Here is a 25,301-nt window from a genome sequence, read left to right on the forward strand (position 1 = left end):
CTGCCGGGGCCCTCGCCCGGGAAGGCGGGGCCCGCCTTGTGCCGCTCCGAGGCGCCCGTGGCGCCGGGGAGCGGCTACCGGTACCGCTACAGGGTGCGCAGCAGCACCGCCGGGTTCTCCACGCAGTCCGCCACATACCGGAGGAACCCGCCGGCCGTGCCTCCGTCACACACCCGGTGGTCGAAGGTCAGTGACAGCTGGACGACCTGCCGTACCGCGAGCTCGCCCTGGTGCACCCAGGGCTTGGGCACGATACGGCCGACGCCGAGCATCGCCGCCTCCGGGTGGTTGATGATCGGTGTGGAACCGTCCACACCGAACACCCCGTAGTTGTTCAGCGTGAAGGTCCCGCCCGTGAGGTCCCCAGGGGTGAGGGCGCCTCGTCTGGCCGTCTCCGTCAGCCGGGCGAACTCGTCGGTGAGCGACTCGGCCGTGCGATCGTGGGCGTCCCGCACGACAGGGACGACCAGGCCGCGCTCGGTCTGGGCGGCGAAACCGAGGTGCACCTCGGGCAGCCGCACGATCTCCCGGGCTTCGAGGTCCACGGTGGAGTTCAGCTCGGGGTAGCGGGCGAGCGCGGCCGTGCAGATCCTGGCGAGCAGCGCCAGCAGAGAGATCTTCGGTCCACCCGCAGCGTTCATCGCCCTGCGCGCGGCCATCAGCTCGGTCGCGTCAGCGTCGACCCAGCAGGTCGCCTCCGGAATCTCCCTGCGGCTCCGGGACAGCTTCTCCGCCACGGCACCCCGCACTCCGCGCAGCGGGATCCGCTCGCCACCCGCGCCGACGGCACGGGGTGCGCGTGCGGGCGCCGCCTCCGGCACGGGAGTACGGCCCGCGGATGCGGTGTGGCCGGCCGCCGCAGGGACGGATGGCAGAGCCGGGGCGGAAGGCGCGGCGAGGGTTCGTACCGCGTGCTCCACATCGGCCCTCAGGATCAGCCCGTCAGGCCCCGAGCCGTGCAGCTGCCGCAGATCGACGCTGTGCTCCCTGGCCAGTCTGCGGACCAGCGGGGAAATCACCGCCACGGGCCCTTCGCGGTGGGGTACGGCGGTCGCCGCACCCGACCCCGGCGTGGTGCGGGCCATGCCGGGGTCGGGTGCGGTGGAATGCTCCTCGCCGACGAACTCGTCAGGTGCCGGGCTCTCCACCGCGCTGTCCCATACGGGCTCGGGAAGGGTGTGCCCGCCAACGGGCCGGTCACCGTGCGAGGTCCGGCCATGCGGCGCTTCCGCAGCGGAACGGACGCCGGCACCCTGGCCCGACGAGAGCCCCGTCGGCCGGATGCGCCTGCGGCGCGCGGCGGGGGCGCCCGTACCGTAGCCGACCAGCACGTTACCGGAGGCCTCGGCTCCGGAGGCGGCGGCATCCCCGGACTCGCCGGTCGCGGGCGCACCGGAGTGCCCGGAGCCGCCAGGCTGCGCCTGGTCCGCGCCGACCGCCACCGTCAGCAGCGGAGCCCCGACCGGCAACTCGGCGCCCTCCTCACCGAAGCGCGCGGTGACCACGCCCGCATAGGGGCAGGGCACCTCCACCATCGCCTTTGCCGTCTCGACCTCCACGACCGGCTGGTCGATGGCGACGACATCGCCCACCGCGACCAGCCAGCGCACGATCTCCGCCTCGGTCAGCCCCTCGCCGAGGTCGGGCAGCTTGAACTCGAGCACCTGGGCCATCAGCTCTCCGCCTCCCACTGCAACCTGGCTACGGCGTCCAGGATGCGGTCCACTCCGGGCAGATGGTGTCGTTCCAGCATCGGCGGCGGGTAGGGAATGTCAAAACCGGCCACCCTCAGCACCGGGGCCTCCAGGTGGTGGAAGCAGCGCTCGCTCACCCGTGCCGCGATCTCCGCGCCGGGTCCCGCGAAGCCGCCGGACTCATGGACGACGACCGCGCGTCCGGTGCGGCGTACGGACGCGCACACCGTCTCGTCGTCGAAGGGGACCAAGGAGCGCAGATCGACCACTTCGAGGTCCCAGCCCTCGGCCTGGGCCGCATCGGCGGCCTCCATGCAGACCGGCGTCGAGGGTCCGTAGGTGATGAGCGTCGCGCTGCGCCCCGGGCGGCGCACCACCGCGCGCCCGATGGGCTCCACGGCGGCGGGTGCCTCGGGCGACCAGTCGGCCTTCGACCAGTAGAGCCGCTTGGGCTCCAGGAAGACCACCGGGTCGTCGGAGGCGATGGCGGCCCGCAGCAGGCCGTACGCGTCCTCGACCGTCGCGGGCGTGACGACATGGAGACCCGGAGTCGCCATGTAGTACGCCTCGGACGAGTCGCTGTGGTGCTCGACGCCACCGATACCGCCGCCGTAGGGCACTCGCACCGTGATCGGCATCGGCATGGCACCCCTGGTGCGGTTGCGCATCCGGGCGACATGGCTGATCAGCTGCTCGAACGCCGGGTACGCGAAGGCGTCGAACTGCATCTCGACCACCGGCCGCAGGCCGTACATCGCCATACCGACGGCCGTGCCGAGTATTCCGGCCTCGGCGAGCGGGGTGTCCGTGCAGCGCTCCTCGCCGAACTCCTTGGCGAGACCGTCGGTGACCCGGAAGACCCCGCCGAGTGTGCCGACGTCCTCACCCATGACATGGACCGTCGGGTCCTCGGCCATCGCGTCGCGCATCGCACGCTGAAGTGCCTGCGCCATGGTGGCGGGCTTGGTCTGCCTGGCCGTTGCCGTGCTCATCGTGCTTCATCCTCCGCACCGTGCGCACCCTGCGCCGCGTCGCCGCCTTCCGCCTCCAGCTCGGCGCGCAGTTGCTCCGCCTGCTCCCTCAGCTGGCTCGTCTGCTCGGCGTAGACATGCGTAAACAGATCCATCGGGTCCAGCACCGGATCGGCGTTCATCCGCTCCCTCAGCCGTGCGGCCATGGCCTCCGCGGCGTCCTTGGCCGCCTGCGCGGTGTCCTCGTCCAGCAGTCCCCGCGCGGTCAGATCCCGCTCCAGCAGCATGATCGGATCGTGCTCGCGCCAGGCCTCGACCTCGCTGTCGCCGCGGTAGCGGGTGGCGTCATCGGCGTTGGTGTGGGCGTCGATGCGATAGGTGATCGCTTCGACCAGGGTCGGGCCACCGCCGCGCCGGGCACGTGCCACCGCTTCCGACAGCACCTCGTGCACCGCGACCGCGTCGTTTCCGTCGACCAGCCGTCCCGGCATGCCGTAGCCGACCGCCTTGTGGGCGAGCGACGGCGCCGCGGTCTGCTTGGCCAGGGGCACGGAGATCGCGAAGCCGTTGTTCTGCACGAGGAAGACGACCGGGGCCTGCCATACGGCGGCGAAGTTGAGCGCCTCGTGGAAGTCGCCCTCACTGGTGCCGCCGTCGCCGACCATGGCGAGCGCCACGACGTCGTCGCCCTTGATACGCGCCGCGTGGGCCAGGCCCACGGCGTGCGGCAGCTGTGTGGCGAGCGGGGTGCACAGCGGTGCGATGCGGTGCTCCCGCGGGTCGTATCCGGTGTGCCAGTCGCCGCGCAGCAGCGTGAGCGCTTCGACCGGATCGAGGCCGCGGGCGACGGCCGCGAGGGTGTCTCGGTAGCTGGGGAAGAGCCAGTCCTGCTCTTCCAGGACCAGCGCCGCCGCGATCTCGCAGGCCTCCTGGCCGGTGGTCGACGGGTAGACCGCGAGCCTGCCCTGCTTGGTGAGCGCGGTCGCCTGCGCGTTGTACCTGCGGCCGCGCACCAGCTCGGCGTACAGCCGCAGCAGCAGCTGCGGGTCGGCCCCGGCCACCGCGTCCGTACCGAGCACCCGGTACGGCTCGGCGTCCGGGAGCAGCGGCGCGGGGTCGGTACGCGGCCGCCACGCCGGAGGCGGGGTGGGCTGGTAGGCGGCACCCGGTCGCTCCTGGACCGTCATGCTGCTCTTCTTCAACGCGAGCACCTCCTCGTGGGAGCGGGCATAAGGAACCGAGAAAAGGGCGCGGAGTGTGAGGCGCCTCACCTACCGATTGTTCGGTCGTGGGCGCATTTTGGCTACAGGCACCTTCAGCCTGTGGACAAACGGTTCTCCACAGCCTGGGATAGGAGCAGGTCGTCCACGGCGGAGAGGTGGGGGGACATGGCAGCTGAACAAATGGCCGACGGCGAGGACCACACGGAATTCGAGGTGGTGCCCGGCACCCCGGTACCGGGCCCACCGCCCCGCCCGCTCGACGCGATCGACCGGGACATCCTCCGCATACTCCAGACGGACGGACGGGCGTCGATCCGCTCCGTGGCGGAGCGGGTGCACGTATCGCGGGCCAATGCGTACGCCCGCATCAACCGGCTCATCGAGGACGGCGTGATCCGCGGCTTCAGCGCCCGGGTGAACCACGAACGCGCCGGGCACGGCGCGTCCGCCTACATCACGCTCAAAATCGTGCAGAACTCCTGGCGCACCGTCCGCGAGCAGCTCCAGGAACTGCCGGGGGCCGCGCACATAGCGCTGGTCAGCGGGGACTTCGACGTGCTGCTACTGGTCCACACACCGGACAACCGCACCCTGCGCGAGCTGGTCCTGACCAAGCTCCAGTCGATCCCCGAGGTGCTCTCCACCCGCACCCTGCTGGTCTTCGAGGAGACGGACCTGGACCCGGACCACTCGCGGCGGTAGCGGTGGCTACGCCGCGGCCCGCAGCCCGTCGAAGGCGAGCCGTACGACCGCTTCGGCCACCTGCTCGCGGTCGTAGCCGGTGCCCGCCTGCGGGCGGTACCACTCCACCAGGGAATTGACCATGCCGAAAAGCAACCGGGTGGCCAGTCGCATGTCCATATCGGCCCGCAGGTCGCCCTCGGCCGCCGCGGCCTTGAGCAGGTCGGCCACCCTGTGGTCGAACTCCCGGCGCCGCTCCATGGCCCAGCGCTCGGTCTGGGTGTTGCCCCGGACCCGCAGCAGCAGGGTCACATAGGGCAGCTCGGCCATCAGCACCTCCACGGTGCGCCGGGTCACGTACTCGACCCGCCCGATGGCCCGGCCGCCCTGCGCCCCCGGCTCACCCAGAATGCCGAAGAGCCCGTCCAGCGCCCGGCTGACCGCACGGCGCAGGAGCTCCTCCTTGCCCGCGACGTGGTGGTATATCGAGGACTTGGAGATCCCGGCGGCCTTGGAGAGGTGCTCCATGGAGGTGCCGTCGTAGCCGCGCTCGTTGAAGACACTGACGGCGACGGAGAGCAGGGTCTCCGGGGTGTAGGTGTCCCGTCTGGCTGTGGTCATCGGCTGTCCCCGCTCCCGGCGTTCTCCGCGCTCTCCGCGCGCTCGCCACGCTCCCTCTTACGCCCATTCTCGCCGCAGGCCCGGCGGACCGTCCCCAGGGACGGCGCGTAGCGGCCGGTGGGATAGCGGGTGTGCAGCTCGCCCAGCATGTCGCAGATCCGCTGAAAGCCCACCGCGGAGGCCCACTCCAGGGGGCCGGCGGGGTAGTTCACGCCGAGCCGCATCGCGATGTCGATGTCCTCTTCCGAGGCCACACCCCTGGCCACCGCGTCCGCTGCGACGTCCGCCAGCATCGCGACCGTACGAGCCACGATCATGCCCGGCACGTCGCCGATCACGGAAACCTGCTTGCCGACCGCCTGGAACAGCCCGATCGCTTCCCGAAGGCTTTCGGACGAGACCGTCTCCGCGTCGGCCGACAGCGCGATACGGGTCGCCCGCGCGTAGTCGAGCGCCAGATCGAAGTAGATGATCTCCTGCCCGTAGTACTCGGCCGAGGTCTCGCCGTCCGCGAGACACAGCCGCGCGCCGCCCGGCAGCGTGATGTACCCGGCTCCCGACTTGCGCCGGACGGTGAGCCCGGCCTCCTCGAACAGCCCGACGAGCGAGTTCGCGGGTCCGAGATCACCACGGACGGTGATCTTGCGAGGGGCTTCGGCGGGAGGCGCCGTGCGCGGCTCAGGCGGGGTGGCGCCCTCCGCGTACGAGAACCAACCCCGGCCGGTCTTGCGGCCGAGCCTGCCCGACTCGACCAGACGCCGCTGGGCGAGCGACGGGGTGAACTTCGGGTCCTGGTGGAAGGACTCCCAGACCGAGCGGGTCACGGCCTCGTTCACGTCCTGGCCGATCAGATCGGTGAGCTCGAACGGGCCCATCCTGAAACCACCCGACTCCCGCAGGACGGCGTCGATCGTCGCCGGGTCCGCGCCGCGCTCCTCGTGTATCCGCAGCGCCTCCGCGTAGAAGGGGCGTGCCACCCGGTTGACGATGAAGCCGGGGGTGTCGGCGCAGCGGACCGGGGTCTTGCCCCAGGCCTTCGCCGTCTCGTACGCGCGCACGGCCGCCTGCTCGTCAGTGGCGAAGCCGCTGACGACCTCGACCAGCGGGAGCAGCGGTGCGGGGTTGAAGAAGTGCAGCCCGACGAAGCGGCCGGGCACGCGCAGGGCGCCCGCGATCGCCGTCACGGACAGGGACGAGGTGTTGGTGGCGAGCAGGCAGCCGTCGGAGACGGTCTTCTCCAGGGCGGTGAACAGCTCCTGCTTGGCGTCGAGCCGTTCGACCACCGCTTCCACGACGAGCGCCGCGTCGGCGAGGTCGTCGAGGCCGGCGGCGGAGTGGAGCCGCTCGCGCGCCGCGTCCCGGGCGGCCGGGTCCATGCGGCCCTTGGCGACCAACCGGTCGAGGCGGGCGGCGATCGCGCCCGCAGCCTCCTCCGCGCGTCCGGGCAGGGCGTCGTAGAGACGGACGCGGTGTCCGGCGACCAGCGCGACCTGGGCGATGCCCTGGCCCATGGTGCCGGTGCCGACGACGGCCACGGTGCGGTCTCGCCCGACGGCGTCGGCGGCGACAGCGGTGACGGTGGGTTCCGTGAGCGCGGCTTCGCCTGCGGCTTCGGCCTCGATGGCGGTCATGGCTGTGATCCTCCCCTACGAGTTGTCCACAGGTTCTGCGGGCCCCCTTGTCCCGACCGATCGTTCGGTTACTCTAACCCTGTCCGTGTTTCCCTGCCCAGCTCGACGAGGAGTTGGTCTTTCCATGCAGCTGACCGAGACCCAGCTGACCGAGACCCACCGGCCGACGCTCGACCAGGCTCTTGAGGCGATCCGCTCCCGGGCGTACTGGTCGCCCCACCCGGAGCACCCCAAGGCGTACGGCGAGACCGGTGCAGCCGATGGCCTCGCGGCCTACCAGGCCCTGCTGGGCAAGCGCTTCGAGCTCGACCAGCCCGGCACCGACGGCTGGACGGGCGGCGAGGTCTCGCCCTACGGCCCCGAGCTGGGCATCGAGTACCCGCATGCCGACATCGACGTGCTGCTGCCGGCGATGCGCGCGGGCATGGCCGCCTGGCGAGCGGCCGGTCCCGAGACCCGCGCCCTGGTCTGCCTGGAGATCCTGGCCCGGATCAGCGCCCGCACCCACGAGTTCGCCCACGCGGTGATGCACACCAGCGGCCAGGCGTTCATGATGGCGTTCCAGGCCGGTGGCCCGCATGCCCAGGACCGCGGGCTCGAGGCGGTGGCATACGCCTACGAGGAGCAGACGCGCACGCCCGCGGCGGCGGACTGGTCCAAGCCGCAGGGCAAGCGTGACCCTCTGGAGCTGAGCAAGTCGTTCACGGCCGCTCCACGCGGTGTCTCGCTGCTCATCGGCTGCAACACCTTCCCGACGTGGAACGGCTTCCCGGGCCTGTTCGCCTCCCTGGCCACGGGCAACCCGGTGCTGGTCAAGCCTCACCCCCGAGCGGTGCTCCCGCTGGCACTCACCGTGCGCATCGCCCGCGAGGTGCTCGGCGAGGCGGGCTTCGACCAGAACCTCGTCGCGCTGGTCGCCGAGCGTCCGGGCGAGGGCATCGCGAAGACCCTGGCCGTCCGGCCCGAGATCAAGATCATCGACTACACGGGCTCCACCGAGTTCGGTGACTGGCTGGAGGCGAACGCCCGCCAGGCCCAGGTCTACACCGAGAAGGCCGGTGTCAACACGGTCGTCATCCACTCCACCGACGACTACAAGGGCATGCTCTCCAACCTGGCCTTCTCGCTGTCGCTGTACAGCGGCCAGATGTGCACCACCCCGCAGAACCTGCTGATCCCGCGGGACGGCATCACGACGGACGCGGGCGACAAGACCTACGACGAGGTGGTGGCCGACCTCAGCGCGGCCGTGTCCGGTCTCCTCGGAGACGACGCCCGCGCGAACGCCCTTCTCGGCGCGCTGGTCAACCCCGATGTGAAGGCTCGCCTCGAAGCGGCGGCCGGTCTGGGCGAGGTGGCCCTGGCCTCGCGTGCGGTCACCAACCCCGAGTTCCCGGACGCCGTGGTGCGCACTCCGGTGCTCGTGAAGCTGGATGGCGCCAAGCCCGACGACGAGGCCGCCTATATGTCGGAGTGCTTCGGCCCCGTGGCCTTCGCCGTGGCGGTCGACTCCGCCGCGGACGCGGTGGACCTGCTGCGCCGCACGGTCCGTGAGAAGGGCGCGATGACGGTCGGGGCGTACACGACCTCAGCCGACACCGAGCGTGCGGTCGAGGAGGTCTGCCTGGAGGAGTCCGCGCAGCTCTCGCTCAACCTGACCGGCGGTGTCTATGTGAACCAGACCGCGGCGTTCTCCGACTTCCACGGCTCGGGCGGCAACCCCGCGGCGAACGCGGCGCTGTGCGACGGCGCCTTCGTCTCCAACCGCTTCCGGGTGGTGGAAGTGCGCCGCCAGGCCTGACGGTTCCGAGGCCCCGGTCCGATCCCGCGTCGCGGGACCGGACCGGGGTCAGGTTCCGGAGTTCTCGGTGATCGTCGCGTAGCGCTGGATCCAGGCGTGCATCGCGATCGCCGCCGCCGCTCCCGCGTTGATCGAGCGAGTCGAGCCGAACTGCGCGATCGAGCAGACCATCGCGGCATGCTTGCGGGCCTCCTCGGTCAGTCCGGGGCCCTCCTGGCCGAAGAGCAGCACACAGCGCCGGGGCAGCACGGTGCGCTCCAGCGGCACCGCCCCCGGCAGGTTGTCGATCCCGATGATCGGCAGGCCCTCCGCCGCGGCCCAGGCGGTCAGCGACTCCGTGTCGCCGTGGTGGCGCACATGCTGGTAGCGGTCGGTGACCATGGCACCACGGCGGTTCCAGCGGCGTCGCCCGACGATATGGATCTCCTTCGCCAGAAAGGCGTTGGCGGTCCGCACCACGGAGCCGATGTTGAAGTCGTGGCCCCAGTTCTCCACGGCCACATGGAAGTCATGGCGGCGGGTGTCGAGGTCGGCGACGATCGCCTCCCGCATCCAGTACCGGTACCGGTCGACGACGTTGCGGCGATCGCCGTGGGCCAGTAGCTCCTGGTCGTACGGTCCACCCTCCGGCCAGGGGCCCGGATACGGGCCGACACCGACCTCGGGGCCGTACCCGTCGTCGTACTGAACCGGTTCCTGGGTCTCACTGCTCACCCGACGAGGGTACGTGCGGGCTGCTCATCGGACGCACCGCGCTGCCCTGGCACCCGTCCCCCGCCACGGGGCAGCAGCCGGTCGCGGCCCAGCGCCGCCCGCCCACCGAGCCAGACAAGGAACGCCGTCGGCAGGAACACCGCGTCAGCCGCGATCATCGCGAGCGAGAAGAACGGCAGCCCGAGCAGCACGGCGATCCCCGCGTGCTCCAGCATCATCGCCACCAGCAGGACGTTCTTCACCTTGCGGTTGAAGAGGGTGAAGGGGAAGGCCACCTGGACGACGACCGTGGCGTAGGTGACCACCATCACCATCAGCCCGCTGCCGGCCAGGATGTCGGAGAGCGCGGGCCAGGGAGTGAAGTAGTCCAGCTTGAGCGGGTAGTACAGGGCGCTGCCGTCCTGCCAGCGGGAGCCCTGGATCTTGTACCAGCCCGCGGTGGCGTAGATCAGGCAGACCTCGGCCATGATCACGGCGAGAGCGGTGTTGTGGAGGATGTTGGCGAGTACGTCCAGCAGGCTGCGCACCTCGCTCCGCGGCGCCTTCAGGTTGACGAGCCACCATGCTCCCTGGGCGAGCCAGAGCGCCCACAGGATCAGGGTCACCCACCACTCGCCGCCGACCCGCTCGAGCCGCGAGCTCACGAGCAGCACGGCACCGAGCAGCAGCCACAGCACCGGGCCTGCGGCTGCGCCCACCCGCCCGGGCCCGCCCTGGGCCACGGCCTTTCGGGCGCGCCGGGTGTCGAGGGACCACACCTGCCCGCAGCGGGTGAAGACGAGGTAGATCGCCATGAGGTGGATGACGTTGTCACCGCCGTCGCCCATGAAGATGGAACGGTTCTGGAGTGACAGGACACCGACCATGAAGACCGCCGACATGGCGCGGGTGTGCCAGCCGAGCATCAGCAGAACACTGGACAGTACGGCGATCGCGTAGACGGCCTCGAACAGGAGCCCGCTGTCGGACCACATCAGCACGGTGAACGAGTGGTTGTCCCCGATCAGCTGCCGGGCCATGTCCCAGCCCCACGGGCCGTCGGGACCGTACAGCTCATGGCGCTGTGGAAACTCCCAGAGCAGGAAAACCAGCCAGGTGAAGGCGAAGCCCATCCGGACGACCGCCGTCTGGTACGGACCCAGTGCCGTGGCCGTCACACGCTGGATGGCGGCGGCCAGCCGGTGCTCGGGCGCCTCGCGCCCCTGCCCCTCGGGGGCGGCATGCCCCTCATGGGCCCCACTGGCTCCATGGGCCTGGCTCACTGGGCTGCCTCCGTGTCGTCCGCCCACGCCGTGACCGCGCCGCCGTCGTTGCGGGCGTCGAGCGGGAGATCCGCTTCGGTGACCTTCCACCAGGGAAACTGCCGGTAGTACACCCGGGTGTCGGTCTTCTCGTTGCTCCACGCCGGGACCTTGACCGAACGGGTGGCGGACCGGACCTGGATGCGCTCGACCCGGCCGTCGAGGTCGCGCCGCTCCAGGCGGAGCATCACGATGCGGCGGACGTACTGCTCGGAGAGCCGACCGCGCAGGCCGTTCGGCCGGTTGTCCTCGGTGTGGGAGTTGACGAGGAAGTCCCAGCCGCGGCGGAGCTCGTTCTGGTCGGCGTGGCTGGGGAGGAGATTCCCGCGGATCGCCGCCCCGTCCTCAGCGGAGAGGTCGATCCACTCCGTGATCCTGCGATCACCCTGACCGTCGGCGACCTCGGCGCGCACCTGGACCGCGATGTTCTGCTGCAGCGGATTGGGGGCGAAGAGCTTCCAGTTCTGCTCGAACTCGGGGTAGACCCACGCATCGACCAACTCACCGTGCTGCTTCGTCAGGGTGTTCGTGGGGGCGACATGGAGGAACACCATCCCCAGGTGGACACAGGCGAGGGCGCCGACGACGGCGAGGGCGATCACCGCCACCACCTGGGAGGGAACGGAAAGGCCCGCTATGCCACCCGGGGCGCCGCCCTCGCCCGAAGGCGCGCTCTCACGCCTCGCGCCCTCGCTGCCGTACGAGTCCATCCCGCCCCGTTTCCCATGAGTCTCTTCGGTCCGCCGGCACACCGCGGTTATCCACAGGGTTGACACCTTACGGGCCTCGGACTCACCATTGAAGGGATTCAACCGAACGATCGGTCGGTAGGGGGTCCGATGACGGCAGTGACCGAGGACATGACCGCTGCGACGACGCACCAGGCGCAGTTCGACGCTGCCGTGGCCGCCGACGAGCGCATCGAGCCGCGCGACTGGATGCCCGATGAGTACCGCGCCTCGCTGATCCGCCAGATGGCGCAGCACGCGCACTCGGAGATCATCGGCATGCAGCCCGAGGCGAACTGGATCACCCGTGCGCCCTCGCTGCGGCGCAAGGCGATCCTGATGGCCAAGGTGCAGGACGAGGCAGGCCACGGCCTGTACCTGTACAGCGCGACGGAGACCCTCGGGGCAAGCCGCGACGAGTTGCTCGACAAGCTCCACTCCGGCCGCCAGAAGTATTCATCGATCTTCAACTACCCCACGCTGACCTGGGCCGATGTCGGCGCCATCGGCTGGCTGGTGGACGGCGCGGCCATCACCAACCAGGTCCCGCTCTGCCGCTGCTCCTACGGCCCATACGCACGCGCGATGGTGCGCATCTGCAAGGAGGAGTCGTTCCACCAGCGCCAGGGGTACGAGCTGCTGCTGGCCCTCTCCCAGGGCACTCCCGCCCAGCACGAGATGGCGCAGGACGCGGTGAACCGCTGGTGGTGGCCGTCGCTGATGATGTTCGGCCCCCCGGACGCCGAGTCGGCCCACTCGGCGAAGTCCATGGAGTGGAAGATCAAGCGACACTCCAACGACGAGCTCCGGCAGCGCTTCGTGGACATCTGTGTCCCTCAGGCCGAGGCTCTGGGCCTGACCCTCCCCGACCCGCAGCTCCGGTGGAACGAGGAGCGCGGGCAGCACGACTTCGGCCCCATCGACTGGGACGAGTTCTGGCAGGTCCTGAAGGGCGACGGCCCCTGCAACGAGCAGCGGATCTCCCAGCGCCGCCGTGCCCATGAGGAAGGCGCCTGGGTCCGCGAGGCAGCCGCGGCATTCGCCGCGAAGCCGGCCCGCACCACGGAGGACCCCGGGCCCCGGACCGACGGGAAGCACACCGAAGCGCAGAAGCAGAAGGAGGCGACGGCATGAGCAGCTCGACCGACTGGCCGCTGTGGGAGGTGTTCGTGCGCTCGCGCCGCGGGCTCTCCCACACTCACGCCGGCAGTCTCCACGCCCCGGACGCGGAGATGGCGCTGCGCAATGCCCGCGATCTCTACACCAGGCGCAATGAGGGCGTCTCCATCTGGGTCGTGCCCTCCGCGGCGATCACCGCTTCATCGCCGGACGAGAAAGACCCCTTCTTCGAGCCCGCCGCCGACAAGCCCTACCGGCACCCCACCTTCTACGAGATCCCCGAAGGGGTGAAGCACCTGTGAAGGCCGCGCTCGCGCTCGGCGACGACGCCCTCGTGCTCTCCCAGCGACTCGGGGAGTGGGCCGGTCACGCGCCGGTCCTGGAGGAGGAGGTGGCGCTGGCCAACATCGCGCTCGACCTGCTCGGACAAGCCCGGACTCTGCTGTCACTGGTCGGCGACGAGGACGAGCTCGCATATCTGCGCGAAGAGCGGGCCTTCCGCAATCTCCAGCTCGTCGAGCAGCCGAACGGCGACTTCGCGCACACCATCGCCCGCCAGCTCTACTTCTCCACCTTCCAGCGGCTGCTCTTCGCCGAGCTGGCCGCGGGGGAGAGCGAGTTCGCGGGGCTGGCGGCCAAGGCCGTCAAAGAGGTGGCGTACCACCAGGACCATGCCGAGCAGTGGACCTTGCGCCTGGGAGACGGCACCGAGGAGAGCCATGAGCGGATGCAGCGGGCATGCGATGCGCTGTGGCGGTTCACCGGGGAGATGTTCCAGCCGATCGAGGGCCTGGAAGCGGACTGGGACGCGCTGCGGGCGCGCTGGCTCGATTCGGTCACGGCTGTGCTCGGGCGGGCCACGCTGACCGTGCCCGCCACAGCGGACACCGGAGCCTGGTCGGCGGGCGCCGGCCGGCAGGGGCTGCACACCGAGTCGTTCGGGCGGATGCTGGCGGAGATGCAGCATCTGCACCGCAGCCACCCGGGGGCGTCATGGTGACCGACACTGTGCTGGAAAGCGAGCTGCGCGGGCTCGCCGGGTCGGTGCCCGACCCCGAGCTGCCAGTGCTCACCCTGGAGGAGTTGGGTGTGCTCCGGGGGGTGCGGCTTCTCGGGCCGGGAAAGGTCGAGGTCGAGCTGACCCCCACCTACACGGGCTGCCCCGCCATCGAGGCGATGTCCTCGGACATCGCGCGACTGCTCCATGAACACGGCATTGCGGAGGTGTCGGTGGTCAAGGTGCTCTCCCCCGCCTGGTCGACGGACGACATCACCGCCGAGGGCAGGCGCAAGCTGGCGGAATTCGGAATAGCGCCGCCACGACACGGTGCGACGGCGGGGCCGGTGCCGGTCACGCTCACGGTGCGCTGTCCGCGCTGCGGCTCCGCGGACACGGAGCTGCTCAGCCGCTTCTCGTCCACCGCCTGCAAGGCACTTCGCCGCTGCACGGCATGTCGCGAACCGTTCGACCACTTCAAGGAGTTGTAGATGTTCCATCCGCTCCGGGTCACCGAGGTCGAGCGGCTCACGGACGATTCGGTGGCCGTCACCCTCGCGGTACCCGCCGAGCTCCACGACGCCTTCCGGCACACTCCCGGCCAGCACATCACCGTCCGCCGTACAGGGGCGGACGGCGAGGAGATCCGGCGTACGTACTCGATCTGCGCTCCGGCCTCCGCTGACGGCGGGGCGCCGGTGCTCCGCGTGGGCATCCGCCTGGTCGACGGCGGGGAATTCTCCACCTATGCCCTCAAGGAACTCGCTGCTGGGGACACGGTCGAGGTCATGCAGCCGATGGGCCGGTTCGTACTGGCTCCCCGCCCAGGGCACTTCGCGGCCGTTGTCGGCGGCAGCGGGATCACTCCCGTGCTGTCGATCGCGGCGACGCTGCTGGAGCGGGAGCCGGGAGCTCGGTTCTGCCTGATCCGCAGCGACCGTACGGCGGCCTCCACGATGTTCCTGGAGGAGGTGGCCGACCTCAAGGACCGGTATCCCGAAAGGCTTCAGCTGGTCAACGTGTTGTCCAGGGAGGAGCAGCAGGCGGGGCTGCCGTCCGGGCGGCTCGACCAGGAGCGGCTGACCGGGCTGCTGCCGTCGCTGCTTCCGGTGGCGGAGGTGGACGGCTGGTTCCTGTGCGGCCCGTTGGGTCTTGTCCAGGGCGCCGAGCGGGCTCTGCGCGGTCTCGGTGTGGAGCGCGCCCGTATCCACGAGGAGATCTTCCATGTGGACGAGGCGCCCGCCCCTGCTCCGTCCACGGCGCCGGCGAGTGCCACGCTGAGTGCGACGTTGGACGGCCGCTCGGGCAAGTGGGCTGTACAGGAAGGGGAATCGCTGCTGGAGACGGTGCTGCGGGCACGCTCCGACGCTCCATACGCCTGCAAGGGCGGCGTCTGCGGGACCTGTAGGGCGTTCCTGGTGTCCGGTGAGGTCCGGATGGATCGGAACTTCGCGCTGGAGGAGGAAGAGACGGAGGCCGGCTATGTGCTCGCGTGCCAGTCTCATCCCGTGACCCCAGAGGTGGAGTTGGACTTCGACCGCTGATCCCGGGCCGGTGAGCGGGCGGTGCGGTCTGCCGCGCCATCCGCGCCATTCCCTTCCGCGTCGCCCTGCTTTATCTTGACGGTCCGTCAGATCTGGTGGATCGGACGGATGTCGGCGGTCCGATGCGCGAAGGGACGGGACAGTGGACTTCACCTTCAGCGAGGAGCAGCAGGCGGCTGTCGAGGCAGCCAGGGCTGTCTTCTCAGGAGTGGCCCCTGACTCGGTGCCGAGTCCGGCTCTCGCACCCGGCGCGGTGGCGGAGGAGTTCGACCGGGCACTGTGGGCCGGACTGGCGGGGTCTGATCTGCTGGGTCTGGTGCTCGATCCGCGGTACGGCGGAGCGGGCCTCGACCCTCTCGCGCTCTGCCTGGTGCTGCGCGAGTCGGCGAAGGTGCTGGCGCGGGTGCCGCTGCTGGAGACCTGCGCGGTCGCCATGGCCGTGGAGCGTTTCGGAGGGCCGGCACTGAGCGCCGAGTTGCTGCCGCGGGTCGGCCGCGGAGAGCTGGTCCTGACGGTGGGTGCCAACGGGCGCACCGGTCACGATCCCGCCGAGCTCGGAGTCCGGGCCGCGGAGGAGGACCGCTCCTGGATTCTGGACGGAGTACAGACCGGGGTGCCCTGGGCACAGTGCGCCGACCTGATGGCGATACCGGCGCACACCGACGACGGGAGAGCGGTACTCGCGCTGGTGCGCCGCGGGCAGCAAGGCCTGTCACTCGCCGCGCAGTTCTCCACCAGCGGGGAGCTCTTCGCCGAGGTCGCTCTCGACCGGGTGCGGATCGGCGCCGACGCCCTGATCGTGGCGGACGGCGCCTGGGAATGGCTGCGCGGGCTGCTCGCGACCGGGACCTGTGCTCTGGCCCTGGGGCTGGGTGAGCGAGTGCTGTCGATGACCAGCGAGTACACCGGCAAGCGTGAGCAGTTCGGATTCCCCGTCGCGACCTTCCAGGCCGTGGCCGTGCAGGCCGCCGACCGGTACATCGACTTACGGGCGATGGAGGCGACACTCTGGCAGGCGGCTTGGCGGATCGGCACCGAAGCGAGCGGGCCGCTGCCCGCTTCCGGTGATATCGCGGTGGCGAAGATCTGGGCATCCGAGGGCGTTCGCCGCGTCGTCCAGACCGCGCAGCACCTGCACGGCGGCTTCGGCGCCGACACCGACTACCCGCTCCACCGCTACCACGCCTGGGCCAAGCAGATCGAACTCTCCCTCGGTCCGGCCGCGGCCCATGAGGAAGCCCTGGGCGATCTGCTGGCCGCCCACCCGCTCGGCTGACCGTGCAGGGGGCCAGAGGGCGGCTCCGCGGCTACAGCACGAACGCCGGGCGGCCGTCCTCGGTGACCATCGGACGGCCGGCCGACTCCCAGGCGAGCATGCCGCCGTCGATGTTCACAGCGTCGATGCCCTGCTGCACCAGGTACTGGGTGACCTGAGCCGAGCGGCCTCCCACCCGGCACATCACATGGGCGCGGCGGCCATCGGCGACAGCCTCGGTGACCTCGCCGAAGCGGGCCACGAAGTCGCTCATGGGGATGTGCAGAGCACCGTCGACATGGCCTGCCGCCCACTCGTCGCCTTCGCGGACATCGAGCACCAGACAGTCGGCCGGCACGGACGCGACCTCGATCGACGGCAGCGGGGCGAAGTTCATGGCTGCGGGCCTTCTCTCGTCATTTCGTGAACGTTCCTGGAAACCTACTGCACCAGGCCGGTCAGCTCGGCCTCCCGCTGTGCGACCTGCGACAGCAGCTGTTCCGCGATCTCGTCAAGCAGCCGGTCCGGGTCATCCGGAGCCATTCTCAGCATCGCACCGATCGCACTGTCCTCAAGCTCCCTGGCGATCAACGTCAGCAGTTCCTTGCGCTGCGACAGCCATTCCAGGCGTGCGTAGAGCGCCTCGCTCTCGGTGAGCGGTGAAGCCTCCGGCGCCGGGCCGGACTCCCACTCCCGGAGCAGTTCGCCCAGCTCGGCCTCGTCCCCGCGGCCGTAGGCTGCGTTCACCCGGGTGATGAACGCCTCCCTGCGTGCCCGCTCCTTCTCGTCCTGGGCCAGATCCGGATGCGCCTTGCGGGCGAGATCCCGGTACAGCCTGCGTGCCTCGTCACTGGGCCGCACCCGCTTCGGCGGCTGCACCGACTGGTGGTCGGTCAGCATCGCGGCGGCCTCCGGCGAGAGGCCGTCCGAGCCGATCCAGTCGTGGAAGAGCTCGTCCACTCCGGGCATCGGCAGCACCATGGCCCTGGCCTCCCGTGCCCGGCGCAGATCCTCCGGATCTCCGGTACGGGCAGCTTGGGCCTCCGCGATCTGGGCGTCCAGCTCATCGAGCCGCGCGTACATCGGCCCGAGCTTCTGGTGGTGCAGCCGGGAGAAGTTCTCCACCTCGACCCGGAAGGTCTCCACCGCGATCTCGAACTCGATCAGCGCCTGCTCCGCGGCACTCACCGCACGCGCCAGCCGCGCCTCGGGCCGCTCGCCGTCGGTGGCGCCGTCGGCCGACGGGCCGTCGGACACGGTCCGCGCGCCATCGGCGCCGTGCTCATCCACGCTGCTCTGCTCGTCCACGCGATGGTCGCCTTGCTCGTCGTCGGCCAGGATGGTCGGCACCCCGGGCGGGTCCTCGGTCACCCGCCCAGCGTATGGCAGACCCTCGCCCCGCAGGCCCGGTCCGGCGTGCGAACGGTCACACGCCCAGTTCCGCCGCGATCCGCCCGCCGCGCACCGCGGCCACCAGATCCGCGTGGTCCGCCTCCGTACGGTCGGCATACCGCACGGCGAACGCGGCCACCGCCTCGTCCAGCTCCTCGTTCTTGCCGCAGTACCCGGCGAGCAGCCGCGGATCGGCGCTGTGGGCATGCGCCCTGGCCAGCAGCGCGCCCGTCATCCGCGCGTAGTCGTCCACCTGGTCGGGTGCGAGGGCGGCCGGGTCCACGCTGCCCTTGCGGTTCCGGAACTGCCTCACCTGGAAGGGCCGGCCGTCGACCGTCGTCCAGCCCAGCAGGATGTCGCTGACCACCTGCATACGCTTCTGGCCCTGCACCACCCGCTTCCCCTCATGGAGCTGCTCGGGCGGCTCGAAGCCCGCGGCCTCCAGATGCGGCAGCAGCGCCGAGGCACGGGCCTCCTTGACCTGGAGCACCAGCGGCTCGCCCCGGTGGTCGACCAGCAGCACCACATAGGACCGCGTGCCCACGCTGCCGGTGCCCACGACCCGGAAGGCCACATCGTGTATCGCGTACCGGGCGAGCAGCGGCGGCCGGTCCTCCGAGAGCGTGCGCAGATACTCCCCGAGCGATGCCGCAACGGCGCTCGCCTCCTCGTCCGGGACCCGGCGCAGCACCGGCGGGGCGTCGACGAAGTGGCGGGCGCCATCCGGGCCCGTCGTCGTCGCCTTCGCGGCGAACCGCGCGCTGGTGTTGCTCCTGGCCCGCTCCGAGACCCGCTCCAGGGTGCCCACGAGATCACGGGCGTCCGTGTGCGAGACCAGCTCCTCGTCCGCGATCGCGTTCCACGCGTCCAGCACGGGCAGCTTGGCGAGCAGGCGCATGGTCCTCCGGTACGCCCCGGCGGCGTCGAACGCGGCCTTGCGGCAGGTGTCCTCATCGGCACCCGCCACTCGTCCGGCCAGCACGATCGAAGCAGCAAGCCGTTTGAGATCCCACTCCCAGGGGCCCCTGACGGTCTCGTCGAAGTCGTTCAGATCGATGACCAGGCGTCCCCGCGCGTCGCCGTAGAGACCGAAGTTGGCCGCATGGGCATCACCGCAGATCTGGGCCGCGATACCGGTGACCGGAGTCGCCGCCAGATCATGGGCCATCAGTCCCGCCGCGCCACGCAGAAAAGCGAAGGGCGTCGCCGCCATCCGCCCCACCCTGATCGGGGTGAGCTCGGGCACCCGGCCGCGGCTGGACTCCTCGACGGCTCGCACCGCGTCCGGCCGCCGGGCGGTGATCGTCAGACTGTCATGCGAAGAGCGCGGGACCTTGGCCCGCAGCGCCTTGCCCGCTTCCTTGGCGGCTTCCCGCCCACTGCCTCCGGGCCGTGCGAAGCCGGACACCTCAGGAATCCGGACTCCCCCGACACCGGGGACCCGCCGCTGCACCGGCACCACCGTCTCGACCTCGCCCATGGCGGGACCGCCTCCCCCGTCGTGCTCTTCCGCCGACCGCACCGAATCGGCGTCGATGACCTAGGGCGTGTTGCGAAAGTCCCTCCTGACCCGCCCTGCGGGCGGACGGAGCACTTTCGCAACACGCCCTAGAAGGTACTCGCACGTCAGACGGCCGTCTCCCCCTGTGGACAACGCGGCACTTCCCGACGGCCCGATCGCGGGCACCCAGGTCACCGTGGTCGCCAGCCGGGACGGCTCATACGCGCCCGGCACCCCGCGCCAGGACTTCGAGTTCGTCCAGAACTACCTGGAGAAGGTGTTCACCGGCATGCTCGGCGCGACGGTCGACTTCATCGTCCCGGAGATGACGCCGGCGCCGGTGAAGCCGGAGATGGCCCGGTTCGTACCGATGGCCGAAGCCTCCCGGGCCAAGGCGTTCGAGCAGGCCACCGAGCGGGCGAAGGACCTCGCCCAGCGCCTCGCCGCCTAGGGCGTGTTGCGAAAGTAGCTCCGTCCGCCCGCAGGGCGGGGCCTGCGGCGTCTGGTGCGTGCGATCGCAAGGCGGAGGATCATCCTCGTACTGGACGTACGTGGATGACTCCGACAACGCAGCGAGCGTGCGTGCCAGACGCCGCGGGTCAGGAGGGACTTTCGCAACACGCCCTAGCCGGCGGCCCCACGCCAGCTCACCCCACCACCTCGCGACGAGCCCTGCCGCGAGGTTCCGAGCCCCGCGCGGGGCGCCGGCGGCCGAACCTCCCCGGAAGGACAGCGCTGTGCGCCGTACACGGTCCTGAAGGCCGGCGTCGTGAAAGCCGACGTCCTGAAGACTTGCCTTCCCGAAGGCCGACGTCCTGAAGACCCGCGTCCCCAGAGGCGGACGTCCCAGAGGCGGACGTCCCCCAGGGACGGCGTGCTAAAGACCGGCGTCCCGCGCCAGGAGAGCCGCCTGCACCCGGTTCTCGCACTCCAACTTCGCCAGAATCCGGCTCACATACGTCTTCACGGTCGCCTCGCTCATATGCAGCCTGCGCCCCGCGTCCGCGTTGGAGAGCCCTTCCCCGAGCAACGCGAGCACGTCCCGCTCGCGAGCGCTCAGCCCCGCCACCCGCGCCCTGGCCTGCTCGCCCCGGGCCGCGGCCCGCCCGGTGGCAAGCTGGTCCACCACATGCCGCGTCGCGGCGGGGGAGAGATAGGCGTCCCCCGCGACAGCCGCGCGCACGGCCCGGATCAGCTCCGCGGGGGCGGTGTCCTTCAGCAGGAACCCGGCACCACCCTGCTCCAGCGCCCGCAGCACGTTCTCACGCTCGCCGAAGGTCGTCAGCACGATGACCCTGACCTTCGGTGCGACTCTGCGCAGCTCGGAAAGCGCGGTCAGGCCGTCCATCACCGGCATCTGGATGTCGAGAAGCACCACGTCCGCGTCGTGCGTCCGGGTCAGCTCCACGGCCTCACGGCCGTTGGCTCCCTCGCCCACCACCTCGATGTCCGGATCCGAGGTGAGAATCATCCGGATCCCGGCGCGGATCAGCGGCTCGTCATCGACGACCGCCACTCTGATCGGCGCCCCTCGGCTCCGGGACCGGGTCACAGCGTCTCCCCCCACCACTCACGTCGGCACCACGCCGACCGGAGTTCTCCGTCCGGACCTCGTCGGGCTCGCGTGCCCTGGCACCGCGCGCCGATCCGGTCTGATCCAGACCGAAGACCCTAGCGCTTGGCTTCGTACGCCCGCTTCTCCACCAGCTTGCCGTCCTTGAAGCAGAACCGGAAAACCGGTTCCGACTCCATGCTCTCTCCCGTCTCCGACGACATAAGGACAAAGCAGGACGAACCAGCCGGACGCTTGGGTCCGGTGCCCTGGAGTCCCACCGTCGCGAACGTGTCGCCGTCCGGCAGTTGGCCGCGTACGTCCGCCTCGGGCATCCCCACCTCGACCGCGTCGTACTCATCGGGGGTGATCATGCCCTTGTCAAGCGACCCCATCAGGAAGAAGACCCCGAAGAGGCTCGCCACCACCAGCAGCGCGACGGCCGCCACGGCGATCCCGCACCCCAGCGCCACCCCGCCCGTCCGGCTACGGCCGCCCCCGATCCTGCCACCCATCGCCAACTCCCTCTCCGAAACGGTCCAGTCCGTGACCGGCACACCGTTCCTGGGCGGGACCGCCGGACGCTGCCCCCGAAAGTCGTCCATGGCACCGACGATCGGCGCGGCTTCCACCACCCCGTACGGCAGCACACCAGCCACCCGGAAACCGCCGTCGTCGAGCGGTCCGGCGTGCACCATTCCGCCCACCAGCCGGGCCCGTTCATGCAGCCCGGTCAACCCCTGACCGCCGCTGACGACCTCTCCCACCACCTGCGCGGTGTCCGCCGCAGCAGCGTTGACGATCTCCACCACGAACGAGTCGGGCTCATAGCGCAGTTCCACTGCGATCGGCGCGCCCGGAGCGTGCTTGAAGGCATTGGTCAGCGCCTCCTGGACGATCCGGTACGCGGCGTGGTCCGCCGCCGCCGCAAGCGGTCTGACATCGCCGAGCCGCCGCAGCTCGACCGCGTACCCGGCACCGGCCGCGGAGCCCGGGCCGGCGGCCCTGGCCGATTCGACGAGCTCCGCGATACCGGCCGTCCCGCGCGCGACACGCCCTGACTCATCAGCCACGGGCGCCGACGCCTCCACCCCGTCCCGGAGGATGCCCACCACCTCACGCAGTTCGTGCATGGCGGTCACTGATGCCTCCCGCAGCACCCCGACTGCCTCCCGCTGCCGGTCGGTGAGCTCACGATCGACCTCGAGCGCTCCGGTGTGCACGGCTATGAGTGCCAGCTGGTGCCCGAGGCTGTCGTGCATGTCCTGGGCGATCCGCTGGCGCTCCCTCAGCCGTGCCTGCCAGGCCACCATCTCGCGCTCGCGCAGCAGTTGGAGGTTGCGGTCCTGGAGTGTCTGCAGCAGGGTCCTGCGCTGGAACCAGTAACGGCTGGCCAGGCCGGGTACGACCGTCGTCGCGAGGAAGAGCAGGGTGGTGAGCAGCACCAAGGTCGGCAGATGGTTCCTCGACCAGCCACCGTCGAGCAGTGTCCCGCCCAAACCGAGCAGATAGGCGCCGGTGAACGCGGCGAGCGCCCGACCCGCCCCCGGGATCCGCCGGCCCGCCGACCAGCCGACGACCATCATCATCATCGGCACGAAACCGTCGATGACGGTGGACAGACCGGAGGTGAGCACCAGCACGCTCACCGGAAGTCGGCGCCGCAGCACCGAGAGGACGACCGCCGCGCACGCTCCGCCGTAGAGCTCCGGGGCGGATTCCCCGACCAGATCGCCGAGGCCCACCACCAGCAGCCCCAGGATGAGCGCGAGCACGACCTCGCCCGCGATCCTGCGCCGGGACCACTGCCCTGGCTGGGCGAACCAGCGCCAGCCCACAGCTATCGGGGAGCTCACCCGGGAAGGTATCCGGGCCGCCCAGGAGTTCGATGACGCGTCCACGCCGAAACCCTAGCCGTGGGCTTCCGCGCCTCGCGGCCCACTTTCGTCGCTGCCCCGTTCGACCTTGGTCGCAAGTCGGCGTCTGCGGTCGAGGCCTCGGCCGCAGACCGCCCGGATCAGATCCCGACCCGGTCGTCCGAAGTGTCGGCGGGCCGGCGGCTCCGCACGACGGGCGCGCCCTTGGACTCGACGTCCCAGACGCCGCCGCGCTCGGGCGAAGGCGACAGGAGCGACACCGCGGACAGCACCGGCACGTCCAGGTGCCAGAAGGCGGTCACCGGTACGCACATGGCATCGACGAGCAGAGCGCGGACGACCGCCGGTTCGGCAATGACCAGGGTGTGGGCGTCGGCGGAGCCGCACGAACCGCCGCGTCGGCGCTCACGCACCCGCCCGCGCTGCCCTGACAACCGGTCCGGCCCTCGTAGCCCGCCCAGCCCGTCCGGCCCGTCGGACCCCTCCAACCTTCGCAGCCACGCACGCGTCCGCCGGCACAACTGCCGCACGGACTCACCCCCGGGAGGCGTGGCATCCGGGTCCTTGAGCCATGCGCTGAGCCGGTGCGGATCGGTCGCGGCGACATCGCCGACGGTACGGCCGCTCCAGGTGCCGTAGTCGATGTCGCGCAGGACCGGTTCGATCACCGCGTCCGATGCGAGACCGAGGGCGGCGGCGGCCTGCGCGCAGCGCGCCGACGGGGCGCGTACGACCGCGTCGTGATGCTGAGGCGCCACTCCCGCGAGGCCGGTTGCGCTGAGGGTGCCGCTCAGGGGCCCGTCACCGAGGACGGTGTCCCTGGTGGCCATGCCGGCGGTGGCGTACAGCGTCAGACGTATCGTCACGGAACTGCCTCCTCGGTCATGCGACCAGCAGGGCCGGTGTGGTCGCGGCGTACACCAGGTACTCCAGCGGCCCACGCCGGAACCGGCGTGTCCAGAACATGGCGAACAGCATGGCCACCGCGCTGAAGCTGAGCAGAAGCACCAGGCAGGCGGAGTACGAGAGTACGTCGAGGTCGTCGATGCCCAGCGCCCAGATGGCGATGATATGGGCGGTATACGCGGTCAGTGCGATGGAGCCGACCGCCGCGACGGGGGCGGACAGCCACCGGAAGGAGGCGGACCGGTCCACGGCGATGAAGCAGAGCGCCATCACCACGAGGGCGAAGCCGGTGCTGCCCAGAATGGACCAGGTCGTCTGGCTGTGAGGCGCGGCCACCAGCAGCCAGTAAGGGGTGAAGGTCTCGGGATCGCCGACGGTGTCGGACCACCAGGCGGACCCGGCCGAGCCGCCGTCCGTTGCGGCAGCCACCGCGGGCAGCGCGCCCGGCACCAGGTGCAGGGCAAGCCAGGAGCCGCCGTAGCCGAGCACGATCAGCGCGCATCCGGCGGTGGCGATCCTGGTGAGCACCCGCCGGGTGAGGTCGAGCTTCGCCACGGCCATGCCCGTGAGGATGAACGGGATCCAGGTCAGTACGGGGTACTCGCCGGTGACGAAGAGCTCGATGAACCCTTCGGAGTCGGTGATCCTGGCCAGCGGGTCGAGGGCGATCACCGCGTCCGACCACTCTCCGCCGTCGATCGCAACCGCCAGCAGATACCGGATCGGCGGCATGACGAGCGCGGTCACCACGGCGACGGCGGCCAACGCACGCGCCGAGAGGCGGTACAGCGGCAGGGCGAGGACGAAGAGCATCCCGTAGGCGGCGAGGATGACATCGATCGGGGTGTCCAGGGCGGTCAGGGCGTACCCCAGCACGATCAGCACCGCGGACCTGATCAGCACCCGCGCCATCGCCTGCCGCCCGGCCCGCCCGGTCCTCGGCTCCGGACGTCCGGTGAGGATGACCAGGGTGAATCCGGCCAGCACCGCGAACAGCGTGGCGGGACGGCCGCGGGCCAGCTCGAACACCCAGCCCTGCACACCGTCCATCGCCGGATCGGGGCTCAGGTGTGCGGTGAACATACCGAGGACCGCGAGTCCGCGGGCCACATCGAGGCCGATCAGCCGCCCCGTGGCGGAAACCCCGCCGGAGGCGGCACGCACCGTCGCGGTCCCGGACCCTTCCGGGTGCGCGTCCGGGCGCGATACGGCATCCGCTTCCCGCCGTGCCATAGGCCTCACGGTCCTCGCCCGGCACCGCGTACGGCCATCCGGCGACTGTCCGGACCACCCCCGCCATCCGGCTGCCCGGGCCCCGCCGGTCAGCGGCCGGGCCACTTACTCCGCCGCCTTCTTCAGGGCGGCGAGCCAGGTGCCGAGCGAGTCGTCCAGCAGGGCGGCGAGCTTGTCCCGATCGGCGTCGACAGGCGCGCCGGCCCAGGATTCCCTGGTGCGGACCACGACGCACTCGCCGTCATCGCTGAAGGTCCACTCGTGCACGCCGGTGATGCCGTGCGCGGGACCGCCCCAGAGGATGCGGTGCGATGCGTCGACCTCGTAGATGGTGGAGTCGATGGACAGGCCCGCGGTCACCCAGTGGAAGGTGGTGCCGGGGGCGATGGGGCCGTCAAGCCGCGCCTCTTTGACGGCGTGCAGCCACTCGGGCCAGGACCCGACGTCGGTGTGCAGCCGCCAGACGCGCTCCAGCGGAGCGGCGATCCGGATGGAGTGCTCGGCGACGATGGGCGCGCTCTCGTCGATGGTCGTGGGGTAGGTCATGACGATTCCTCGAT

Annotated in this window: 24 protein-coding genes and 1 pseudogene; 9 read left to right on the forward strand and 16 right to left on the reverse strand. The window is 70.8% G+C overall.

The window, feature by feature from the left end; genetic code table 11:
• Positions 1-86: 86 nt before the first annotated feature.
• From V1460_RS00165 to pdhA, 3 genes are read right to left on the reverse strand one after another with little or no spacing between them, the layout of a single operon-like run.
• Positions 87-1,673, reverse strand: coding sequence for a dihydrolipoamide acetyltransferase family protein (locus V1460_RS00165; RefSeq protein ID WP_338671389.1), 1,587 nt, complete (start codon positions 1,671-1,673; stop codon positions 87-89).
• Positions 1,673-2,686 (reverse strand): alpha-ketoacid dehydrogenase subunit beta, encoded by a 1,014-nt coding sequence (locus V1460_RS00170; RefSeq protein WP_338671390.1) that lies wholly within the window; start codon positions 2,684-2,686, stop codon positions 1,673-1,675. The genes V1460_RS00165 and V1460_RS00170 overlap by 1 nt, the downstream gene beginning before the upstream one ends.
• Positions 2,683-3,852, reverse strand: coding sequence for a pyruvate dehydrogenase (acetyl-transferring) E1 component subunit alpha (gene pdhA / locus V1460_RS00175; protein ID WP_338677829.1), 1,170 nt, complete (start codon positions 3,850-3,852; stop codon positions 2,683-2,685). Before pdhA ends, V1460_RS00170 begins: the two co-directional genes overlap by 4 nt.
• A gap of 216 nt (positions 3,853-4,068) precedes the next feature.
• On the opposite strand from pdhA, the gene V1460_RS00180 reads away from it, so the two are divergent.
• Positions 4,069-4,590 carry an Lrp/AsnC family transcriptional regulator gene (locus tag V1460_RS00180; protein ID WP_338677830.1) on the forward strand — a complete coding sequence of 174 codons (522 nt, stop codon included), beginning with the start codon at positions 4,069-4,071 and terminating at the stop codon, positions 4,588-4,590.
• Positions 4,591-4,596: 6 nt separating this feature from the next.
• Here V1460_RS00180 and V1460_RS00185 read toward each other — a convergent pair whose 3' ends face one another.
• Together V1460_RS00185 and V1460_RS00190 are read right to left on the reverse strand one after the other, a co-directional pair.
• Entirely contained in the window at positions 4,597-5,190 is a 594-nt protein-coding gene (locus tag V1460_RS00185) for a TetR/AcrR family transcriptional regulator (protein WP_338671391.1), read from the reverse strand.
• On the reverse strand, positions 5,187-6,821 hold the full coding sequence (locus V1460_RS00190) for a 3-hydroxyacyl-CoA dehydrogenase (RefSeq protein ID WP_338671392.1): 1,635 nt from the start codon (positions 6,819-6,821) through the stop codon (positions 5,187-5,189). Before V1460_RS00190 ends, V1460_RS00185 begins: the two co-directional genes overlap by 4 nt.
• A 124-nt stretch (positions 6,822-6,945) precedes the next feature.
• On the opposite strand from V1460_RS00190, the gene paaN reads away from it, so the two are divergent.
• The gene (paaN, locus tag V1460_RS00195; protein WP_338671393.1) at positions 6,946-8,622 is read left to right on the forward strand and encodes a phenylacetic acid degradation protein PaaN; all 1,677 of its coding nucleotides are present in this window, start codon (positions 6,946-6,948) and stop codon (positions 8,620-8,622) included.
• Positions 8,623-8,670: 48 nt separating this feature from the next.
• Here paaN and V1460_RS00200 read toward each other — a convergent pair whose 3' ends face one another.
• From V1460_RS00200 to V1460_RS00210, 3 genes are all read right to left on the reverse strand, one after another.
• Entirely contained in the window at positions 8,671-9,336 is a 666-nt protein-coding gene (locus V1460_RS00200; RefSeq protein ID WP_338671394.1) for a TrmH family RNA methyltransferase, read from the reverse strand.
• Positions 9,333-10,514 carry an HTTM domain-containing protein gene (locus V1460_RS00205; RefSeq protein WP_338677832.1) on the reverse strand — a complete coding sequence of 394 codons (1,182 nt, stop codon included), beginning with the start codon at positions 10,512-10,514 and terminating at the stop codon, positions 9,333-9,335. Before V1460_RS00205 ends, V1460_RS00200 begins: the two co-directional genes overlap by 4 nt.
• Before the next feature lie 80 nt (positions 10,515-10,594).
• Positions 10,595-11,347 (reverse strand): DUF5819 family protein, encoded by a 753-nt coding sequence (locus V1460_RS00210; protein WP_338671395.1) that lies wholly within the window; start codon positions 11,345-11,347, stop codon positions 10,595-10,597.
• A gap of 129 nt (positions 11,348-11,476) precedes the next feature.
• Here V1460_RS00210 and paaA point away from each other — a divergent pair, with 129 nt between their 5' ends.
• The 6 genes from paaA to V1460_RS00240 all read left to right on the forward strand — a co-directional run bounded on the left by paaA (position 11,477) and on the right by V1460_RS00240 (position 16,301).
• The gene (gene paaA, locus V1460_RS00215; protein ID WP_338671396.1) at positions 11,477-12,499 is read left to right on the forward strand and encodes a 1,2-phenylacetyl-CoA epoxidase subunit PaaA; all 1,023 of its coding nucleotides are present in this window, start codon (positions 11,477-11,479) and stop codon (positions 12,497-12,499) included.
• On the forward strand, positions 12,496-12,786 hold the full coding sequence (paaB, locus tag V1460_RS00220) for a 1,2-phenylacetyl-CoA epoxidase subunit PaaB (protein ID WP_262006247.1): 291 nt from the start codon (positions 12,496-12,498) through the stop codon (positions 12,784-12,786). The genes paaA and paaB overlap by 4 nt, the downstream gene beginning before the upstream one ends.
• Positions 12,783-13,484 (forward strand): 1,2-phenylacetyl-CoA epoxidase subunit PaaC, encoded by a 702-nt coding sequence (gene paaC / locus V1460_RS00225; RefSeq protein ID WP_338671397.1) that lies wholly within the window; start codon positions 12,783-12,785, stop codon positions 13,482-13,484. Before paaB ends, paaC begins: the two co-directional genes overlap by 4 nt.
• Positions 13,478-13,972 carry a 1,2-phenylacetyl-CoA epoxidase subunit PaaD gene (gene paaD, locus V1460_RS00230; RefSeq protein ID WP_338671398.1) on the forward strand — a complete coding sequence of 165 codons (495 nt, stop codon included), beginning with the start codon at positions 13,478-13,480 and terminating at the stop codon, positions 13,970-13,972. The genes paaC and paaD overlap by 7 nt, the downstream gene beginning before the upstream one ends.
• Entirely contained in the window at positions 13,973-15,025 is a 1,053-nt protein-coding gene (locus tag V1460_RS00235) for a 2Fe-2S iron-sulfur cluster-binding protein (protein WP_338671400.1), read from the forward strand.
• A 142-nt stretch (positions 15,026-15,167) separates the two neighbouring features.
• Positions 15,168-16,301 carry an acyl-CoA dehydrogenase family protein gene (locus V1460_RS00240; RefSeq protein ID WP_338671401.1) on the forward strand — a complete coding sequence of 378 codons (1,134 nt, stop codon included), beginning with the start codon at positions 15,168-15,170 and terminating at the stop codon, positions 16,299-16,301.
• Positions 16,302-16,332: 31 nt separating this feature from the next.
• Here the strand turns inward: V1460_RS00240 and V1460_RS00245 are convergent, their stop codons facing one another.
• From V1460_RS00245 to V1460_RS00255, 3 genes are all read right to left on the reverse strand, one after another.
• Positions 16,333-16,677, reverse strand: coding sequence for a rhodanese-like domain-containing protein (locus V1460_RS00245; protein ID WP_338671402.1), 345 nt, complete (start codon positions 16,675-16,677; stop codon positions 16,333-16,335).
• A gap of 44 nt (positions 16,678-16,721) precedes the next feature.
• The gene (locus V1460_RS00250) at positions 16,722-17,537 is read right to left on the reverse strand and encodes a J domain-containing protein (RefSeq protein ID WP_407077583.1); all 816 of its coding nucleotides are present in this window, start codon (positions 17,535-17,537) and stop codon (positions 16,722-16,724) included.
• Positions 17,538-17,706: 169 nt separating this feature from the next.
• On the reverse strand, positions 17,707-19,152 hold the full coding sequence (locus tag V1460_RS00255) for a DUF2252 domain-containing protein (protein ID WP_338671404.1): 1,446 nt from the start codon (positions 19,150-19,152) through the stop codon (positions 17,707-17,709).
• A 190-nt stretch (positions 19,153-19,342) separates the two neighbouring features.
• On the opposite strand from V1460_RS00255, the pseudogene V1460_RS00260 reads away from it, so the two are divergent.
• Positions 19,343-19,624 (forward strand): annotated as a pseudogene (locus V1460_RS00260) (FMN-dependent NADH-azoreductase); the annotation flags it as partial.
• Between the two features lie 426 nt (positions 19,625-20,050).
• Here the strand turns inward: V1460_RS00260 and V1460_RS00265 are convergent.
• The 5 genes from V1460_RS00265 to V1460_RS00285 all read right to left on the reverse strand — a co-directional run bounded on the left by V1460_RS00265 (position 20,051) and on the right by V1460_RS00285 (position 25,287).
• The gene (locus V1460_RS00265; RefSeq protein WP_338677833.1) at positions 20,051-20,695 is read right to left on the reverse strand and encodes a response regulator transcription factor; all 645 of its coding nucleotides are present in this window, start codon (positions 20,693-20,695) and stop codon (positions 20,051-20,053) included.
• 149 nt (positions 20,696-20,844) lie between these two features.
• Positions 20,845-22,581 (reverse strand): histidine kinase, encoded by a 1,737-nt coding sequence (locus V1460_RS00270; RefSeq protein WP_338671405.1) that lies wholly within the window; start codon positions 22,579-22,581, stop codon positions 20,845-20,847.
• Between the two features lie 161 nt (positions 22,582-22,742).
• Entirely contained in the window at positions 22,743-23,468 is a 726-nt protein-coding gene (locus V1460_RS00275; RefSeq protein ID WP_338671406.1) for a histidine phosphatase family protein, read from the reverse strand.
• 16 nt (positions 23,469-23,484) lie between these two features.
• Positions 23,485-24,741 carry a DUF418 domain-containing protein gene (locus V1460_RS00280; protein ID WP_338671407.1) on the reverse strand — a complete coding sequence of 419 codons (1,257 nt, stop codon included), beginning with the start codon at positions 24,739-24,741 and terminating at the stop codon, positions 23,485-23,487.
• 105 nt (positions 24,742-24,846) lie between these two features.
• Positions 24,847-25,287, reverse strand: a complete 441-nt coding sequence (locus V1460_RS00285) for an SRPBCC family protein (RefSeq protein ID WP_338671408.1) — start codon at positions 25,285-25,287, stop codon at positions 24,847-24,849.
• Positions 25,288-25,301: the final 14 nt, after the last annotated feature.

It is taken from the genome of Streptomyces sp. SCSIO 30461 (assembly GCF_037023745.1).
GTDB lineage: Bacteria > Actinomycetota > Actinomycetes > Streptomycetales > Streptomycetaceae > Streptomyces.

Excerpts from the sequence above, each read along its gene's own strand:
- V1460_RS00165 (WP_338671389.1), bottom strand. The coding sequence starts at position 1,673 with ATGGCCCAGGTGCTCGAGTTCAAGCTGCCCGACCTCGGCGAGGGGCTG.
- V1460_RS00170 (WP_338671390.1), bottom strand. The coding sequence starts at position 2,686 with ATGAGCACGGCAACGGCCAGGCAGACCAAGCCCGCCACCATGGCGCAG.
- pdhA (WP_338677829.1), bottom strand. The coding sequence starts at position 3,852 with ATGACGGTCCAGGAGCGACCGGGTGCCGCCTACCAGCCCACCCCGCCT.
- V1460_RS00180 (WP_338677830.1), top strand. The coding sequence starts at position 4,069 with ATGGCCGACGGCGAGGACCACACGGAATTCGAGGTGGTGCCCGGCACC.
- V1460_RS00185 (WP_338671391.1), bottom strand. The coding sequence starts at position 5,190 with ATGACCACAGCCAGACGGGACACCTACACCCCGGAGACCCTGCTCTCC.
- V1460_RS00190 (WP_338671392.1), bottom strand. The coding sequence starts at position 6,821 with ATGACCGCCATCGAGGCCGAAGCCGCAGGCGAAGCCGCGCTCACGGAA.
- paaN (WP_338671393.1), top strand. The coding sequence starts at position 6,946 with ATGCAGCTGACCGAGACCCAGCTGACCGAGACCCACCGGCCGACGCTC.
- V1460_RS00210 (WP_338671395.1), bottom strand. The coding sequence starts at position 11,347 with ATGGACTCGTACGGCAGCGAGGGCGCGAGGCGTGAGAGCGCGCCTTCG.
- paaA (WP_338671396.1), top strand. The coding sequence starts at position 11,477 with ATGACGGCAGTGACCGAGGACATGACCGCTGCGACGACGCACCAGGCG.
- paaB (WP_262006247.1), top strand. The coding sequence starts at position 12,496 with ATGAGCAGCTCGACCGACTGGCCGCTGTGGGAGGTGTTCGTGCGCTCG.
- paaD (WP_338671398.1), top strand. The coding sequence starts at position 13,478 with ATGGTGACCGACACTGTGCTGGAAAGCGAGCTGCGCGGGCTCGCCGGG.
- V1460_RS00235 (WP_338671400.1), top strand. The coding sequence starts at position 13,973 with ATGTTCCATCCGCTCCGGGTCACCGAGGTCGAGCGGCTCACGGACGAT.
- V1460_RS00245 (WP_338671402.1), bottom strand. The coding sequence starts at position 16,677 with ATGAACTTCGCCCCGCTGCCGTCGATCGAGGTCGCGTCCGTGCCGGCC.
- V1460_RS00255 (WP_338671404.1), bottom strand. The coding sequence starts at position 19,152 with ATGGGCGAGGTCGAGACGGTGGTGCCGGTGCAGCGGCGGGTCCCCGGT.
- V1460_RS00280 (WP_338671407.1), bottom strand. The coding sequence starts at position 24,741 with ATGGCACGGCGGGAAGCGGATGCCGTATCGCGCCCGGACGCGCACCCG.
- V1460_RS00285 (WP_338671408.1), bottom strand. The coding sequence starts at position 25,287 with ATGACCTACCCCACGACCATCGACGAGAGCGCGCCCATCGTCGCCGAG.